General features: G+C 42.0%; 12 protein-coding genes. 6 read left to right on the top strand and 6 right to left on the bottom strand.

Going from position 1 to position 19,090, the window contains the following annotated elements; translation table 11 throughout:
• Positions 1-613: 613 nt before the first annotated feature.
• From ACJJIO_RS16445 to ACJJIO_RS16435, 3 genes are read left to right on the top strand one after another with little or no spacing between them, the layout of a single operon-like run.
• Complete coding sequence (locus tag ACJJIO_RS16445) at positions 614-1,354, top strand: iron-containing redox enzyme family protein (protein ID WP_444909122.1); 741 nt, start codon at positions 614-616, stop codon at positions 1,352-1,354.
• Complete coding sequence (locus ACJJIO_RS16440) at positions 1,332-2,102, top strand: class I SAM-dependent methyltransferase (RefSeq protein ID WP_252082512.1); 771 nt, start codon at positions 1,332-1,334, stop codon at positions 2,100-2,102. Before ACJJIO_RS16445 ends, ACJJIO_RS16440 begins: the two co-directional genes overlap by 23 nt.
• The gene (locus tag ACJJIO_RS16435) at positions 2,095-3,030 is read left to right on the top strand and encodes a TauD/TfdA family dioxygenase (protein ID WP_444909121.1); all 936 of its coding nucleotides are present in this window, start codon (positions 2,095-2,097) and stop codon (positions 3,028-3,030) included. The genes ACJJIO_RS16440 and ACJJIO_RS16435 overlap by 8 nt, the downstream gene beginning before the upstream one ends.
• A 91-nt stretch (positions 3,031-3,121) precedes the next feature.
• Here ACJJIO_RS16435 and ACJJIO_RS16430 read toward each other — a convergent pair whose 3' ends face one another.
• Together ACJJIO_RS16430 and ACJJIO_RS16425 are read right to left on the bottom strand one after the other, a co-directional pair.
• Complete coding sequence (locus ACJJIO_RS16430; protein ID WP_444909120.1) at positions 3,122-4,081, bottom strand: DUF2279 domain-containing protein; 960 nt, start codon at positions 4,079-4,081, stop codon at positions 3,122-3,124.
• A gap of 426 nt (positions 4,082-4,507) precedes the next feature.
• The gene (locus tag ACJJIO_RS16425) at positions 4,508-5,266 is read right to left on the bottom strand and encodes a thiaminase II/PqqC family protein (RefSeq protein ID WP_444909119.1); all 759 of its coding nucleotides are present in this window, start codon (positions 5,264-5,266) and stop codon (positions 4,508-4,510) included.
• 934 nt (positions 5,267-6,200) lie between these two features.
• Here ACJJIO_RS16425 and ACJJIO_RS16420 point away from each other — a divergent pair.
• The 3 genes from ACJJIO_RS16420 to ACJJIO_RS16410 all read left to right on the top strand — a co-directional run bounded on the left by ACJJIO_RS16420 (position 6,201) and on the right by ACJJIO_RS16410 (position 7,903).
• A complete protein-coding gene (locus ACJJIO_RS16420) occupies positions 6,201-6,557 on the top strand; it encodes a hypothetical protein (RefSeq protein WP_444909118.1) in 357 nt (118 codons plus the stop codon).
• A 554-nt stretch (positions 6,558-7,111) separates the two neighbouring features.
• The gene (locus tag ACJJIO_RS16415; protein WP_444909117.1) at positions 7,112-7,486 is read left to right on the top strand and encodes a hypothetical protein; all 375 of its coding nucleotides are present in this window, start codon (positions 7,112-7,114) and stop codon (positions 7,484-7,486) included.
• A 270-nt stretch (positions 7,487-7,756) separates the two neighbouring features.
• Positions 7,757-7,903: a hypothetical protein gene (locus ACJJIO_RS16410; protein WP_444909116.1), complete on the top strand. Its 147-nt coding sequence runs from the start codon at positions 7,757-7,759 to the stop codon at positions 7,901-7,903.
• A 591-nt stretch (positions 7,904-8,494) separates the two neighbouring features.
• On the opposite strand, the gene ACJJIO_RS16405 is transcribed toward ACJJIO_RS16410, so the two are convergent.
• From ACJJIO_RS16405 to ACJJIO_RS16390, 4 genes are all read right to left on the bottom strand, one after another.
• Positions 8,495-8,836 (bottom strand): hypothetical protein, encoded by a 342-nt coding sequence (locus ACJJIO_RS16405; RefSeq protein ID WP_444909115.1) that lies wholly within the window; start codon positions 8,834-8,836, stop codon positions 8,495-8,497.
• 399 nt (positions 8,837-9,235) lie between these two features.
• Positions 9,236-9,550: a hypothetical protein gene (locus ACJJIO_RS16400; RefSeq protein ID WP_444909114.1), complete on the bottom strand. Its 315-nt coding sequence runs from the start codon at positions 9,548-9,550 to the stop codon at positions 9,236-9,238.
• A 1,432-nt stretch (positions 9,551-10,982) separates the two neighbouring features.
• Positions 10,983-11,432 (bottom strand): hypothetical protein, encoded by a 450-nt coding sequence (locus tag ACJJIO_RS16395; protein WP_444909113.1) that lies wholly within the window; start codon positions 11,430-11,432, stop codon positions 10,983-10,985.
• Positions 11,433-18,671 carry an FG-GAP-like repeat-containing protein gene (locus ACJJIO_RS16390; protein WP_444909112.1) on the bottom strand — a complete coding sequence of 2,413 codons (7,239 nt, stop codon included), beginning with the start codon at positions 18,669-18,671 and terminating at the stop codon, positions 11,433-11,435.
• Positions 18,672-19,090: the final 419 nt, after the last annotated feature.

Raw genomic sequence — 19,090 nt, 5'->3', positions numbered from 1 at the left:
CACATCGACCAACACAAGAGCAACCCCCTTTAACCCAATAAGATATTGAAATCATTGATTTAGATCAATAACCCGGGCCTCAAGACAGGAAATCAAAAAACATAAAAATAACAAGAATGAAGTCATTAACAACCAGAAAACCTACAACTGCATCAATCAAAAACGATAAAGCACAAAATAAAAGGCATGCTCTTGAAATATTTTTGAGCACAAAAAAATTATTCACCATTCAAAAGAAAACAAAACAAGCACTAAACCTGCATCAACTCTCACTTAAAAAAAGCAAATACCCCCAAATAGGTATAGAGATCTAACCACCAAGAATCACAGAAAACAAAAACCCATAAAATAAGAAGCGCCCATGGGAAATCAATTACAATTTAACAATTGCCAATAAAAATCCAACTTCGTATACTGAAATTCTATCAAAAAACAATAAACTTAAAGCTAGTGGGCACAGGATGTGCATTGACAACCTGAAAAGCAAACAAGCTATACCGTCAACATCTAAAAAAGGAATTTTAACATTAAAACGAGCAACACAAGCCGAGTTTGGCTGGAAGATCTATCCAAGGAAGTACTTAACCATAGGGCTGTAAATCATACCTATTTAATGCGGTTTAGTGAGGCATCCCTGCCAAACTTTCCTTATGTTGTGGCTGATTTTGCACAACAATACAGCCTATACACATCCCGATTTATTAACTTATTAAGTGCAGCCATCTCCAAGCTGACCATTCCGGAGCACCGAAATATACTCTTGGAAAACCTGAACGAAGAATCTGGTAATTATGAGGAGGATGAACTCCGAATACTAAATCACCATGGAATAGATCCAAGGTGGATAAAAAATATCCCCCATGCTGATCTTTTTACCCGCTTTAAAGAAAAGGTCACACAGGGTAAACAAGAAACACCTCTTTCGGATGATGCGATCATCTGGTATGACATGCTTTCAATGGTATTACTTTATGGCTCTACCGAGGAAGCAATAGGAGCTTTAGGGATAGGAACAGAGCATGTAGTAAGTACAATTTATCCATATATTGAAAAGGGCTTGAAGCATTTACCTGAAATTCAGCCCAAGGACTACTGCTTCTTTTCCGTTCACACTCTAATCGACGATGATCATGCTGAAAGTCTCAACCAGATCGCATTAACTTTTGCCGAGACAGAGGAAGGAAGGAGGCGTCTTCGCCAGGGTGCAACTAAGGCTCTGAATTTAAGAGCTGCTTTTTGGGATGGCATGCTTGCACGAGCATACAACAATACAAAAATCATCGACAACAATTATAACTCGACAACCACACAAGTATCAGGAGTGGCTCAGGATGAACCAACCTATATCAACTGAATCAATTTATAATGCACAAGCCACGAATTGGCTTAGATCAGAAAAAATACTGTTGAGCGACTTCACGGCAAGACCTCGTGTTTTAGAGGCTCTGGGCAAAATCAAAGACCAAGATATCCTAGACTTTGGCTGTGGAGAGGGCTATGTATCACGCATGCTGATAGAGGCTGGTGTCAAGTCAATTTTTGGAGTTGACTCTTCTGCTGAAATGATAGCTCAAGCACAATCGATGGCTAAGGAACTCAAGCTATCTAATGCAACTTATACCGTGGGCAATGCAGTTTCATTTAATCAATTTCCACAAACCAGATTCGACAAGGCCATTGCCGTATTCCTTTTCAATTACCTGACTATCGAAGAAATGACTCAGGTAATGAGTAAAGTACGCTCTTTGCTGGTAGCAGGTGGTACTTTTGTCTTTACCGTACCCCATCCATGCCTCCCCTTTATGAGGGAAGAAAGCCCACCGTTTTACTTTGAACATGGTGAAAAATCTTATCTCGACGGTATAAATAAGACCTTTGAGGGGAAAATCTGGCGTAGAGATGGTGTCCCGGTCTCTGTTCGCTGTGTACATAAAACCTTTGCACACTACTTCGAAGCCCTTGCTAAAGCCGGCTTTAACAGCCTACCCGAAGTCAAAGAATTAGCTGTAACGGATGAACATCTGGCATTTGACCCTGAATTTTTTGGTCCACTAAAAGGCTATCCACTGCATGTGTTATTTAAGGTGAAGGTAAATGATTGATATAGCACCTGACGAGACTATCCGTGCACAAGCATGGACAGCCGCAGAGTTGGAAGCTAAACCCAACTGGAAATTTAATTGGCCTAATGACTGGCCAAATGAAATCAAAGCTCTGCAAGAATGGTCTAAAGCGCAAGACAACCCTATTCGGGCTTTGCAAGCAGATTCTGTTGCCACTCCTCAGTTTGATCAGCTCGCCCAAAAAATCAAAAGTGAAATCCATGAAGGCAATGGTGTTACTTGGATTCGAGGAGTAAAAGGCTTTGATCAAGCAACACTAAATCTTCTGTTTCTCAAAATCAGCCTGGCAATGGGGCAGACTATTGATACCTACGGTAGACTCTACGGTATTTTAGATACGGGCAAAAGCTATAAAGACGAAGCCATTCCTGTTTCACAAACTAACGCAGCAACTGGTGTACATACAGATAGCTCACAACGAGCCATACAACCAAATATTTTAGGGCTCTGCTGTATTACCCCCGCGATTCAAGGTGGTAAATCTAAAGTAGTTTCTGCAGCCCAGGTACATCAAAATCTCAAGAAACAGGCACCTAAAAAGCTAGAGCTGCTCTACAAGAATTACATTCGAGATCTTGTCACACCAGGGAGCGATAAAGATATCCAGAATATTCTAAACAATCATTTCCCGATTTTCAGCTATGCCAATGACAAAATTTCTATCCGCTATATGCGCTACTGGATAGAGAAAGGCCATCAACGAGTCAATAATCCCTTAACAGCAGAGGTACTTCAAGCACTGGATCTTCTTGATGGAGAACTAAATAACAAAGAAAATGTTGTTAGCTTTTATATGAATTCTGGTGATATGATTTTTATTGACAATACTAGAGTCTTGCACGATCGCGATGAATTTATAGACACACCCGAGCAAAAACGAATATATACAAGGGTGTGGATAGATTAAGCGCTTACAGGCTCCAGGAGAATCTTCTCCAGGGGCCTGGCAATTAGGTGCATTAGTCTACTGGGTAAGTAATTATAAAGTCGGATCCGATTTAATCATTCTCACTAGCAACATAAGTATGAGGAAGCTGAATATATTCAAAAAACTTTCGCCCAAATCGGCCTCCAGTACTCTCTCTAACTCCAGGCCTGCTAAAAAGCAGCTCCCCTATATTCACTCCAACCCCAACATAGAGCTCTCTACGCAAAGGGTCGTCTCGTTCTTTTTCTTTCAAAGTGAAACCCCGAGCAAAGTAACCCCCATGTAACTCCAGATAATTAAGAGGATTTCTCCGTGATAAGCCAAAGCCACTTAACTTTAAGGCCAGTAGATATTTTTGCCCCGAGTAATCTGAGTGTGGCTTAAAGCCAGAGCGATTACCCGATGGAAGATATTCTAGACGAAAATCCAGCTTTTCCCTAAGCCCGGGGATATTCCGTCTCAGGTAAGAGATTCCTACCCCTGCAGTATTGGCAACAACGTCCTCCCAGGCAAAGCCATGCTCCTTAGAGTAACCATCGCCTAACTCCACAAATAACATACTCAGCCAAGCTAGAGTAACTGCACTAGCCTCCGCCCCCACCGCATTACCAGCCTTGCAGTGAATGGCATCTGTAAAGAATTCACTGAGAAGATAGCTCCCATAGACATGACCGAGCTTATCCATACCACCATTGGCAGTATCATCCTCAAAGAAACCCTCACTAGTTGTACCAAAACTACTAGATCCCCAGTCCCAATCCACTAAACCAATCGCTAAAGTGGAAACAGCTACCCCTGCAGCCTCAAATGGAATGGTAGATACATGCTCCTTGAATTTAGGCAGTTTAAAACCATGCCATCTAGAATCAGCCACCGGATACTGCTGTATACAACCAAATCTTTGTGATTCTTCGAAGGACATTGAATTACGGCCTACAGGGCTGGCCACCTCTTTAGCTAACCCCTCAAAGCTCCACATAGCAAAAAGCATGACCAAAGAAATTCTCTGAGCTATTACACGGTTCATCATTTCCATTTATTCCTTTAATAGGAAAATCCGACTTCAACTTTTATCACATTCAAGGGTAAGTGTTGTATGACAAAGCAAGCTATCTTAGCAATAAAGCCAAACTTGCTAGCTCAACTTTCCTTATTATCTCTATATATACCAATCATTAAGCATAGGAATAAATATAGACAAGGTCCAGAAACAGACCTAAAGGAGATTATTGCGCCAAAAAGGTGGGACGGGGCATATTGAATCAACTGATATTATTATTGGAACAACTCACTTCAAGACAATGCATCAGCATATAAACACCGCTCCAGGAGGATAAAGCATCTATAAAGACAAAGTGATTTATTTCATATAAACAATCGACTAACCGCCAAGTATTGGCGCTTTAAATTAAAGATTAGTAAAGATCAACGTCAAACAACATTACATCATAAAAATTCACTGTCTATCAACACTTGAAAGTGCACCCCAAAAATCAGCCTCATAGGCTTGAATAAGCCTTACGCGAGTTTCAATATCCGACTCACTTACTCCGGAGGCCAAGCCTTTTGCCACTATAGCTATAGCCTGCTCTCTAAAATCAGAAGGTAAAGTGCTAAAATTGATTAAGAACTCCAACTGACTGTCAGATAACCCTCTATATTGTTTAAGTGCTTTTGCCATACGGCCAACATTTTTACCAAAACTTTGAAAGTTGATTAAAAGAGCTGCCGCAATCTCTGCAGGTTCCGCATAATTTGCCAACCATGTTGTATAAGCTGGATACGCCTGCGCTCCAGCTAGTGGACGATACTTGGCAATGTGACTTTCCGAGATATTAAGCGCCTGAATGAGAGCCGGTAATTGCTCACTGGCTGATACCTCATTAACAACTAAACGATAAAAGAATTTATTAGTTACCTTACTTGAAGAATCACCGAATCGATGCAATGAAAGTGCGTTATTACGAAGGTCAGATTGAATAATCAAACGCTGCTCCAGTGCAAAAGCGTTTATAACTGACATTGACAACTCATTCTTCTCTAGCTTCTGGAGAATGACAGGAACTTCATTACTAAGATATTTATTTTCAAGCCTCTGGATTAACTCTTCGGCCTTATTTCGCTCTTCCTTAACAACCTCAGCTACAGAATCCGCCATAGCCATTACAAAGAAAATCACAATAACCGCCATCCTGGCAAAAAATCCTAAAGTCACCTTATGGCATCCCCACAATTAAAACATTAAGTGTAGCACCCTTTAGGAGGTTTAATTAAGCCACCTCAAGAAACCTCAAAAGATAATTTAGACAAATTACCATCAGAGGAGATATCATTCATTTAAAATTAACAAGAGACATAAATCGCTACCAGCAAGACGAAACTGCTTTCATTAAAAATGAATAAATTTTCCTTACACAAAAACTTTCAAAACTGATATTTAGCCGACCCCACATATTCACCTCAATAAACAACACAGTTTATATTAGGTATGCAGGAAAACCCTCTAATGAACCTTGATTTTAACTTTAATTTACCGATCACAGGATAAAGAGATCGGTGATCTCCAACCTCAATTAGGTCAAGCGGCGATAATTATCATTGGAAGCTAGTTTTCCCAAAATGAAAACTTGTACGGAAGGTTCAGAACCCACAAATAATTACTCACAATCATGAAGCAACGTTAATATTGCCTCACCTTCTATTACCCAACATCAAGCCCTTAATGGAGTAAATTGTAATGCAAAAAAATTGATCGATTGCAAAAATTTCTCTAACTGTTGACATAATCATTAAGTAAATTTAATCACCACCCCTAGCGGCATCAGAGCCTTTCAATTAGGACACAGTTTACTAGCCACACTCTATCACTGGGACTATTAATTAAAAACCAATTAATCCTCCCTCACCTTCAAAACATTTATCTCAAGCCTCTCCACTCATACAATACTCATTTATGAAACAAAAAGGAAAGCCATTTGAAATGGTATATGAAAAAATATTTCACTATGATAATATACCAAAATCTATTGATGATAATTTTATAGCTCAGTGGATTCAAAGGGTCTAAGAAGCTTTCTTTCTGACTTCTTGGACGAACCACAAATATTGAGTGAATTTTATACCATTATATACGTACGGTAAATTAACTAATGAGAATTAAGATTTTATTCTTGGCCCTTTCAATTTTTTCTTTATTACCACTGAAATCCCTCGCAGGGCATTCCGGGGAGGCTGGGGGAAATGTTCATAATATTATGGTTCACCGTACTATGGATATTCCAATTTTAATGTTTTCTACAAACCCTTACTTTGATGCACCGACCTGTCCCGAATCAAACAAGCCCGCAATACAATGGGCAGTTAAACTGGATGAGTTTGGGAAATCTGTTTACTCTCTTGTGCTATCGGCACAGGCACAAGGGAAGAAGGTCAAAGTAACTGGTTCTCATCAATGTTCAGACTGGCCAGATAGAGAGTCTATTTTCTATATTGAATTAGTAGACTAATCTAAAGCAGCAGCCATTTACAATTGAGCCCCATGTCTCCGAATCAAAGGACATGGGGCTACTGCCTATTGTATATACGCGATTTCACTGACCGCTTTAAACATCATATTTAACAGCTCTTGTTAAGATAATCATTACCATATCTACCCCACCTAAATCGACACCAATTTGTTTGCTTTTCAAGCAAAGTTAACAACCAAGGGGTAAACAATAAATTATTATTCTCGTTATACCTTCAAGACCCAATAGCAACTCTAAACAATTAAGAAGCGCCTATAACAACACTAATATTTAGCACCCTAGAAATTACTGTTAGATGGGAGAATGAGCAAAAAATTTAATTTAAATTACTTGTATTACCTACCATACTCACCCATAGCAGACATTAATAATAGGCACATTTAAAAGTTCAGAAATTTTTATCAACAAGCGCTAGAAGTAAGATTCTTTTTTGCAGAAAAGCATAGGTATTTAATGGTTTTAACAGGGATTCAAATACGCAACAATAGAAAGCTAACAGTGATGTCAAAAGAAAATGTCCCGGGTAATCCGCCGTGAATCATACGAAGAATAGTTTCTATGGAGAATTAGGATATGAAATTAAAATCCGCCATATTTGCTTTAGCTTCCTTTTTGTTTACCTATGTTGTTTTGCTGGCAGCATCACTAGTACAGTTCGGAAAGTAGCTTGTCACATTGACCACAATCACTGCTTTGTCTATTTGAATGAAACAATTGAAGATAAAGCAAATTGCGGGAATAATTCCTCCCTAAGGTGGGATGGTTCAGGAAACACCTCACAGAATGTCCAAGCAGCTTTATCAATTTTACTTACAGCCAAAACTACGGGACAAGCTGTTGAACTTGGATCTACCGGTAAAACCTGTTTTGGAGGATACACCAGCTTTACCTCGCTAGAATTACACTGAATAGCACAGAAACATTAGACTAATCCTTTATCTTCTTGCCCCACAGTACTCGGTATATTTGGCGATAGTGTAGGGGCTTGTTGACTGGAGGATTTCCGCATTAATAGGCCTAAAATATTATTACCCCGCCCCTACACATAAATGCCTATAGGTCAAAGCAAATCCTAACCATAAGTAAAAATTGATACCCCCTTTCAACTGTACAATTATTGAACAGCTATTGTACTTTTACATTATAAGATTTACATAAAACCTTTTATAGAAAACAGCATGAAAAATATTGTTAAAGCTGGATCCGCAATTTCATTGCTTTTTAGTTCAGGTATCACTGGGGCAGTCACCTCAACTGCAGTTGGTTGCACAGGTACGGTTTCTAAAGTATGGGTAGAAGCCAATGATTACTGTACTATGAAATAGAGCCATCGAGTTCAAGCTCATGCACCTGTAACTTTAATATAGGTAACGCGAAAGGTTTTATAGTTCCCTCAAGCCAGCCGAATAAAGATGAACAGTATACAGCCCTATTAGCCGCATTTATGGCTGACAAGAAAGTTATGGTCTGGTATGACTGGGATGGTGCAGATGGCAATAATAGATGTAAGGGCTACAATATATCGCTTTCCAAATAAACTCTAGATTTCCACATCAACTTATTCGATGCCGATAAAGCAAAGAGGCAGCCATCCAATCTAAAATTGGCTAGCTGCCTAATTAATAAGCTGGGTATACCATAAGGATTGATTTAAAATCGTCAGCCTTGAAAAATACCAGACCACACCTTTAGCATGGAATAATCAATATGACTCCAACAAACAACTTAGGCATCAGAAATTTTTCTATATCCAAATGTTATCATCCCTAAAATAATCCTGCCCCCCAACTAGTTAAATATTGTTGACCAGCTATCAAGTAGCTATAGGCTAATTCAACCAAAAAGCAATGCATGATCTCTGCCAACCTTTAAATTTCTGCACCTTCATATTCTACTTTATGGCCAACTAAAATTAATTAGCGCATGCGCAGTCTGACAAACTCGGCAGCATCGCCAACACATGACGACTCGCTAGTCTGAAAATCAATAGTACGATTCGAGGCCTGCGCAGCGAGAGCAATAGATAATGCATGGGAACAATAAGAATTATCTGTAGAGCAAGCAATAATTGTTTCCCACTTGGAGCAGGATGGCTGCTTGTTCATAGGCTCCTTCAAATGAATGTATACTTTGTTTCCACTTAGAGCCTCCACCAAACGAATAGCTTTATCCTCATCATCCAATGCCAAAGCATTTAAGGAGGTGAATGCAAATAGGCAGAGACTGGCTATTTTTTCAAATGAACCTTTAAACAACATTATTCTTTCCTCACAAACCTTAAAAAGTCAAAAAATCATACACACTCTTTATGGAAGGGCAATAGTCAAGCCCCACAAAAGCCGAAAACACCATTTAAAATTTATCAATAAAATCATTATAGTCCTCTCGACCATCAGGGCGAAATATGCTATTCGACCATCAATAGATCACAATAAGTAACCTTAACGGTGAAACTTGCTGATTATTTTTTGTTAAAAAAATAATCAGCAATCATACAACACCTAATACATGATAATTATAACAATCCCCTTTTATGATTATCACACTACCAGAGTAATAAAAAGCCTATCTTACGAAAGATAGGTAAAATTTACATATGACTTTATTTGCAGAACCTACGAATTTAAGAAGAGTTTCTTTTAAATTCGCCATGATAACTACTTAACAATACGTATCATCGAAGTTACGTCGTACATTCCTATACAAGTCTTACCATCAACACGCACCTGCACTTTTTTACCCAGGCTAAATGCTGTTAAAGCCGTACTATACATTGCCTCACCTTTACCTTCCTGTAAAGGCCACACAACCCAATCCCCACTTGCGCATTGATTATAAGAAGTGTAGTTGCTACAACTTCTAATAAAAGCCGTATCATTAGTTGCCTGAATTGCACAAACTTCAAAATCGAAATCTGCACTCCAAGCAGGAAACGGCAAGAGCATCAAAAACACTAAAAACTTAAAACGCATAAAGTAGTCCCTTTATCTATTGCAGATAATTTATTGCCCGCCAAGAGTATTAGAATGAATAAAAAATATCAAGAGGTAGCTATGACCAACCAAACATTAATCCTATTTAGCTTGAATCAAACGGAGCATACGTACCAAATATATTACACCCTTCCTTTCCACCGCCTATAGAATGCCTGAATGATTAAAGTAAAAACCCTACACGATGCACAAATCTGCAAATGGCTTAAGGCCAGCAATCATTGATTGACCTTATACCTCGAGCCTTTTATGCGGCTATTTCTACTTTGATTCCCTCTATGATAAGCTCAAATATATAAGCATAGATGCTCATCATTAGCTGATATTTACCAATAATTTATTTTTGAGACAAACGGAATTATCTAAGCTTTTCACATACAGCTAAATAACAGAATAGGCATAAAGTCTTAAACTTATTAATCTAGCAGGCACTCTCACCTTAGAAAAACAACTTAATTTTATACTTTGAGATTATTTCTGAAGCAGCGGAATTAAAGCCAAAAGGAAAGGTGAGTTCTAAAACCCGAAATAAAAACCACAAACGTTTACCTTGCATGAAAATTCATTCATGTTGATTTAAGCCTTTGAAACCAGGCGAACTGTGTTCTTTTATGAGGCTAAATTATCTATCAAGACATCCTAACTCTAAGATCAACAACCAACTCAAAATAAAAGCCCCTAAAAATTTTAGTCATTAGCGCCTGGAAAATTAATTTTACATGCATAAATCATCCACAAATCCAGGGAGACTTTTACTCATATCTAACTTTCATTTTCAAACCGTTTTGTTATGCATTTGCACCGTATTCAGAGACTCCATTACTACGAATATCAACTTAGATAAGAATCTTCTACTTGCAATTGCCTTATTAAACACTGTCAGCTTCATTTCCACTACCTTAGTATCTGATAACTCCTAGCCCTCATTTTCTGTGAGCAAAGATAACAAACTCAACTACATGTCAGCCATTACTCACTGACCTAAATATTGATCATTCCAGCCTTATCGATGATTCCTACCTCTTTCATAAGTCGCCCAATGCGCTTATAATTTATTCGCCCATCATCTGCTTAAAATTTAGATAAACTCTTTTTCAAATGCTGCAATGATAGCCTTTATACTTCCATGATTCTTTTATTTTTTCAATTCAAAAATTTTCAATATAGTTAAACTATTTATAGAAGTCCTGGGGCGTAACACTGATATATCTTAAAATGGGGAAACGTTTTTCTCCCCCCCTCTTTTTCAAGAGGATGTGTCAGATTTGATCTGAACTAATACAATTTATCGGTCTGCAAGATAATCTTCTTGCAACATGAAAGCACTGCAGCTATTACTTGAAACCAAGCGCTGTATGCCGCATAGCACACAGTTTTTTCCTTTGCCTCCAGAATTTTTATATCATATTTTTCACATTCCATTCACTGAAATAGAAAACTCTAAATAACTTTCCTGATCCAAATTCCCACAAGGAAAGATATTCACCCCGTATGTTAATTTTTTTGCCCGCGCCCACTCAACATTATAATACTCGTTAATATCAATTACTGCTTCCAATCTTTCCATAGGCTTAAAATATTTTACGATCTTTGCAATTTTAGTATCAGTTATTAAGGATGGTTCTATACCTAAAAACTCACTCACTAAATTCCCATTATCGTCATAAATATCAAGTACATCGACTTCCAATCCTCCTTGAGGGATTTGTTCATTGAATACACATAAATCAACCTCGGAAACATTAGTAGCCTTTAGATGTAGCACTCTGACTTGATCAAGCGTTAAATCAAGTTTAAGGAGCTCATCTGCGCAAGCTAAAGGCGCCACAAGTGTAAAAACATAAACAATCAAGATTTTCATTTAGCAATCTCTAGTCATATATATAGCACAAGAATAATTTGAAGCATTACTTGATGTAGCTGGAAATCCAACCTTGTTCGCCAACCTTCGAGATGCCCTCGAACCGTACTGGATTTTCTTTCTTATTTTATAGTGCCCGCTTCCTGCTAAATGAGCACCTTCATGAACCAATAGAGCAGCAAAATCCTTCCTACCTATCATAGCGGGATTATAAAATATCGTATCCGGATACTTTGATTGATGAACGTAAGCACCAACAGTCACCCCGTTTTTAGCTCGTCGTGCAATATATGCAGCATCGGCTTCAACTATTATTGCGGATGCAAACTCATTTCGGATATCAACATATTTTTTTGACAATACATTAAGATCAACATCAGCCCCAAAATATTTCACAAGATGCTTATTCGCACTGGTATCGCCAGCCTGGGCCGAAGCTATATCAGCAATCATTGCATCAATTTTTTCTAAAGCCTGCGCTCGGACTGCCTCAATATCTACACCACCTTCAGAAGAATCCTTCCCGACGCTAATCTCCTCAGCTGCACCTTCAGAAATAATACTTACAAACGCCGCTGTCACCGCCCCATTTGCAAATTTTCCACCAGTTAACCTGGAAATTGTACCTCCAGCGATTGTACCAACAACAAACTGCCCGGTGCTATTTCCAATATTGCCTATATAAGGTGCAGCAGCCATTCCTAGCCCAGCAGAAACAAACCCATGCCCAAATTTGCCACCCTGCAAAACGCTCATGGTGCCGCCAACCAGTCCTGCATATAAAGCAGCTTGACCGAGATTAATCGCACCCGCTTCAAGCCCTCCGCTTATTCCAACAAACGCATTATAGGAAACATAAGCATATGCACCCGCCTTAAGTGCACTCTTCCAAGATGCACCGTGGCCTCTCGCGGAAGCTACTGCGTAGGCAGCGCAACCCCATTCGCCGCCGTAATAACAAGCAGCAGCCTGTGCAACAGCATTTAACAGTGGACTCTCAGTTATGCCTAAAATGTCATCAAATACTTCTGAGAAAAATTCATAACCACTTGGGTCAACTCCACTAAGCGGATTATTTTTTCCGTAACTGTAACGACTGTAACCCTGGGTATTAAGCGTACCATCGATAAAGGGGTCCGCCTGCATAAAGCGCCCCAGGCGCGGGTCGTAAATCCGCCCATTCATATGGATCAGGCCCACCTCATCCAGCATTTCGTGGCCGGTGTAACCACGGGTGGTGCGGCTGTGATCGAAGTTGGACAGCGCGCTGAGAGAGAGCGCATTCCAGTTGGCCGTATTTCTGCGCTGACCCCAGGCGTCGAAAGACATTTCCTGTTTGACATTACCGGCTTTGTCGGTAATCAGGTCCATAGAGCCCAGGTGGTCCTTATACAGGAACAGTTTGTCGGTGGACTGTACGGCATAGGCCAGGTCGGTCTTGACCGTATATACGGCGGTGCCCAGTTGACGCTTCCATTCGATTTCGTTGGGGGCACTGGATTTCTGGATACGCTCAATGCCGCCGATATACCAGGTTTCCGTGACTTCGCCATTGCTGCTGTTGGTGTCCTTGCGGTAATAGCGGCTGTGGCTGGGCCCGTAAAGGAATTCAGTCGTGTGATTACCTTTCTTGATCCAGGAGGCTTTATCGAAGGTGGTATAGCGAATAGTGCGGCCACCGTTAAAGCCATCCGAGGTCATATTGCCATTGGCGTCGTAGTTGTAGCGCACGCCGCCGGCAGTGGTCACTGCGTGGGGACCGGCTCCATTCTCGCCGTACACATAGGATCCAACCCCGGCTTTATAGGTGATATTGCCGATGGCGTTATAACGCACATCCTGGTTGGCACTACTGAGACTACTGCAGTTGTAGTTGCTGCTGCCGATATGGGTTTTGATCAGGCGATTGAGGCTGTCGTAACAGAAACTCTCGCGCAGATTCTTGCTACCACTTTGGTTGTGGCGGCTACTGAGGTTGCCGAGGGTATCCCATTGGTAGGTAATATTCTGGATACCAAAGGTGCCCAGTACGGTGGAGGTCTGGTTGAGCAGGCGACCAGTACTCCCTTCGTAGCTGTAACTGGTGGTGGCGCCGTTCCCCAATAGTTGCTCTTTCAGCTGGCCGCGGGCGGTCTGGGCTTTGACTTCCTGGATCAGGTCTCCAGTCGCAAGATCGACCACTTTGTACAGGTAGCCATTGCCATTGTAGTAGTTGCGCACACCTGATTGCCCGGTGCTTAGCAGACTGTCGAGGGCGTCGTAACTGCGCTCTACCCGGCCGTAATCATCAAATAGCGTGGTGGTAACGTAGGCGGGCTGAGGGCCGGCTCCATCGAAGTCTACCGCTTGGGCATGGTTGCGACCCAGCTGGTCGTACTGGTACACGGCTTGGTAGCCGGTGACGCTGTCGCTGATCATTTCCAACTGGCCGAGGCCATTTTGGGCGGTATCGTAGAGCCAGGTTACGTTGCTGGTGAGGCTGCTGCCTCCGGCTTTTTCCATACGCGTCAGCTTGCGACCCAGCTTGTCGTAGGTGAAGGCGACGGTGTGACCATTGGCATTGGTCTGCTTTTTCAGCTCGCCATAGCCCGTGTATTCATAGCTCCAGGCGCCCTTATCGGGGTCATCCATATTTTCCTTACGACCCAGATGGTCGTAGTTGATGGTGACGACGATGGGGTAGCTGAGGCCGTCGCCTTCATCAATATGGCTGCCGGAGGCATTGGTCTTGCCCCAGGATTTCGCTTTGTGCAGGTTGCCCTGGCTATCATACTCGTAGGTGAGGCGACCATTCATTGCGTCGATCACTTCCACCAACTCACCGGCGACATTTTTGACTTCGGTCTTAGGCTGCCCCTTGTCGTTGGTGGTGATGGTCTTCAGACCGGCGTAAGTGATCGTTGCGTCCGAGTTGTCGGGGGCGATGACCCGGATAGGACGGCCGAGCAGATCGTACTGGGTCTCGGTCCACATACGAGTGTCCCCAGAGAAATAGGGCTCGCTGACAAATTTCACCCGGCCGAGGTTATCGTACTCTTTATCTGCATAGACTTTATTGTGCAGCCCTTGGGTTTCGGTGCGCATGGAACGGCCGAGGGCATCGAAGTATTCCCTGCCCCAGCTGCCGGTACTGCTGCTGGTGGTCACTCTGTACTTGGCGCCACTGGGACAGCCACTGGTACAGCGTTCATATAGAGTCTTCTTATCCGCACCGGCGTTGTTCCAGCTGTAGCCTTCACGGCCAAAGGCGTCGTAGGAGGCATAGCTGATCAGACCATTCAGGCCCTCCACTATCAGGGGGGAACCAAAGTGGTTACGGGAGACGACCTTCTCAGTCAGGTGCCCTAGGGCGTTATAGCTCTCGGAGACATAGCGACCGGAGGGGTCGTACACCGTTCTGGCGCTGCGGCTTGTCTCGCCAGCGGCAGAGAGTGCTTTCTTGCTGACATTGCCGAAGCCGTCGTACTCGTAGCTGGTGACCTGCTTAAATTCCGACTTATTCGGTTCGATGATCTCGGTTTTCAGCAGCCCTTTGTGGGCTCCAGAGGTGTAGTAGGTAAAGGCCGATTCACGCACATGGCTGGGCATCCCTGGGCGGGTGCTCGTCACCTTAGTTTTACTCAGGCGACCCTTCTCTTTTTCCCAGGTGGTGCTGCCATACACATTCTCGGTTTTTTTGACGAACTGCTGGCCGGATGCTCCATCCTTTGTCACCACGTTAATAGTGAGAGCGTTACCGTAGCCATCATAGCTGTTAGTAGTACTGACCGTTTGCAGCAGCTCTCCAGCACTATTGCCGTTATCTTTTAAGTCATAGGTTTCTTCGACCGCATTGTAGATATAGGGTTTGTACGGCCTAGAAGGTGTGCCACTACCTCCCCACCCCTGTAGGCGCCAATTATTAGTTGCTCTGCTCAACAGCCTTCCGCTAGCTGTGCGAGTTTCCGTTTTTAACGGCATTCCGGTAAAAGGAAAGTCCTGGCGATAGGTGGTTTCTGTTACCACGCCAGTCTGGTTATCTGTAGTACTTAATTTTTGAAAGCCCAACATACCGCGCCCAGCGGCTTGTAGCTTCATCTGATGGTAACGATAAGTAATTGAACTGCGGGCTAACTGATTAACTGAGCCTGGATTGATACCCGCTGCAGGAGCAGAGCTCTCCACTTTTGTAACCAAATACAGAGGACTTAAAAGTTCTAGAGTTGGTTTATCTTTGCCCAGAGAGTGGCTACCACTAGGAAGCACCCAATTACCATTTAATGCCTTATAAAAGTCCGTAACACTGGCTTTAGGGCTAATGCCGGAGTAAACATTTCCATCCAGCATATTCGCATAAGTGATTTCTGTAACATTACCCAAGCCATTATCTACTTTATAAATGACTTTATTAGGTTTTCTCTGTTCAGCTGGCTTATCTTTATTGGCAATTCGAACGGCAATTCGCCCGAAATCTCCATTATATTTATGATAATCCATCTGGCCATCGCCATTTATATCGGAAAACCAGATAGCATCATCATAATCACTACCTACAGACTGAGCAGTTTTCTGGGTAGCCGTGAAGTTATTTATGCTTGGATCAAAGTAACGCACCATCATATAGCGGCTACCCTTAAACTCAGGCCAAACCAAATCTTGGTAGCCATCATTATTTAAGTCTACAAAAGTAGATTTCTTGCCATATGAGAACAACCCAAGATTTTCAAACCCTGTACCTGTACTAAGTTTAACAACTAGTTTGTTTGATTTATTCAGAACATATGTAATATCAGTCAAGCCATCAGCATTGATATCCAGCGCCCTAGGTTCTTGAACCTCTGTAACAGGTAGATGTCCGAAGGATACAAATCTGTTACGTGACTGATCAAAAACCGCCACTTCATAGCCACGGAATTTAACACCCAATTCCCTCCACTCGTAATTTGGAGGGCAAGTGCCCGGACCACTGACCAACTGCCTAGGAAGAAAAGGTTCATCAGGTATAAAGGGTGGGTCAGTGACACCACCTCCACCACCGGTAGATTTCTTCACACAGCGCGCATCATTGTAGTAAGAGGCTACAAGGATATCGATAGAGCCGTCACCGTTAAAATCGCCCAGAGTATTAGGAACCCTCTTTTCAGGATCACCTATCGTTCCGCCCTCTACATCCACATAGTAGCGCTGTTCTTTACTGCTAAATGCATAAAAAACATCAGATGAAGCAGACTTCCCTGAGGGGACTAAAAGACGAACTTTAACTTTTCCATCTTGCGCAAATGAAATGTAATCAGCCAGTCCATCACTATTAAAATCGGCGAAAATAGCATCCTTATCTCCTAAACCAGTTTTAACGGGAGAATCGGAGTCAAGTTGCCAACGATTATTTTTATAGCGGCTAATAAATATATTCCACTGATAACTTGGCAAGCCATAATCAACTCGCGGGCTATAGACTGCCAGGTCAGTTCGACCATCACCGTTATAATCCAAAGTGCGTATTGAAAAAACTTTACCTACATCAGCTTTAGAGAAATAGTCCTTAAACTTAGAGCCACTAAAGACTTCTTTATCGTAACCTGTGCCATTAGCGAGGGCATATTTTACTCGAACATCTGTATCGCCGTGGTCACCGTCTTTATACCCCTCAATCCAAACAACATCCTGCTTACCATCTCCATTAAAGTCTGCATATTGGTGACCACCAGAGAATCTATTGGAAGTAGGTTCAAAGTCTAAGACTTCCACCTCCTGTCCCGAGTACTGCAATTTGGGCTGTAGCCAGCTAAAACTAATTGCAGGTAAGCATTTCGAGCCGACACATTCCTGTAAACTACTTAGTAAAGAAGTTTTATCTACGCCAATCGTTTCGCTGATGAACTGATAGCCGAAATTATATTCTCTAATAATTTGATTATCGGATCTTGAGACTAATTTCTTGAGGCGCTGAGTTGTTTTCAATTCATAACCCGCAGTATATCCACTCAGCTTGTCAGGACGGGGCTCGTAAACAAATTCAATTTCAGCATTATAACTGCCAGGGCCAAAAGCATATCTGATCTTTTTAATCCGGTGTCCAGTTTTCGTATCACCCTCATAGCGATACTCCATGTGATTGCCGACACTATCCTCAAAGCGATTCTGAGCCCAGGACAGGGTATGATTTCCAACCAGCTGTTTAGAGTCAGTGGAATTGCCATAGTAACTGATGGAGCCATCTTTGCGTTCAACCTTGAAATAGCTAGGCTTGCCAAGACTGCCTCCAACCGAAGTCACCATGACATAGGAGTCCATTTCGGTCTTATAAGTAGCGCCTACGGCACCATACTGAGAGCCGCTAGTCTTTATTAGGCGCTGTCCATCAAGACAAAAACGATCTGATGCAGACCAATTTAGAGGTGTGACCTGGCCATCAATCGCCAAAGTCTGTCGACAGCGTGATACTCCAGATATACCGCCGATGGCCCAGCCACGTCCCAATAAGCCATTGCCACCGCTGCTGCTATAATTAAGGGTAACCTCAGGCGCAACACCCGCAGTGCCCGCTGCTTTTGCAATGGAAACAGAGTATGTTGCCGCTCCAGACTCATTGACGCGAAACTGCCCAGCTGAAGAACCCGCCACATTGGGGCTACTTACCACTGCTGAGTCATTGTGCCCCTCAAAAATTCCTGTATTGCTGGCTAGAAGCGTTCTACGTAAAGAGCCCCCCACAGAAATATCATCCCTGCCATCTCCATTAGCATCACCAATAATCAGGATATCTGCATTTGCACGCGATAGAATAACTGCTGCCTCTGTGGCAAAACTATTAATAGGAAATTCTTGCGCAAGGCGAGGAAGACCGTTGCCATTGGCATGCAGGACTAGAGGGGTTGTGTCAAGCAGCAATAGATCAGACGCCCCATCACCATTAAAATCACCGGAAAAAGAATTTCTTTTGTCGAGCTTTTGTAGTTTCGCGACAAAATTACTACTTAGTGTTTTCTGTATCGGTGTACCGTAAGTCTCCCATGCTACCCCTCCCTTTCGATACAAAATGAAATTAGGCAGTAACGGCATCGCAATCGGAGTTATGACCTCACCATGTAAAAGAACCAATGGCTGCTCATACTCAAAGTAACGGTCACTATACCCATCGCCATTAATATCTCCTTTATATATGGTGTAGCCCCCATCCCAGATCCCTACGGAAGCAACTGAAAGATTGGAGAAGCTTAAAACACAAATCAGACATATAAAATTAAAGAGAAGGCGCATAGGTGTCACTGGAAACCAATGGTTTAGCATTACTAAAAAAAGGCCGCGACTCTAACAAGACATAGGGATTAATACAAATTATTTTAACTATGAAATCGCAAGCATTTGTCCAGAGGTCAACTTGTGAGTACATTTTTTGATCCGCTTATAATTAACGGGTGTATATCGGATTCACACAAACAATAGGCAACCCAATACAATCGCATAAAAAGCACTGTAAAAAGTTGAATTACCTACTTTTCAAATATGAATAAGACACATCAAAAAAAAGAAAGACTCAACATTATCCTTAAACACTATGCGAGCCACTGAAACCGAGGTTTAATTCTCTCCAGCCACAAAAAATAAGTCATTTCTACTTCTTTATTAACTTTAGCGACAAAGAGGTTCTAGATTAGCTTGTAAAGAATGGAGAGACT

The sequence above is a fragment of the Microbulbifer mixtoriginis (SeqCode) genome (genome assembly GCF_052467235.1).
Note: the sequence above shows the minus strand (reverse complement) of the source record. Positions and strands in the feature narration are given on the sequence as shown.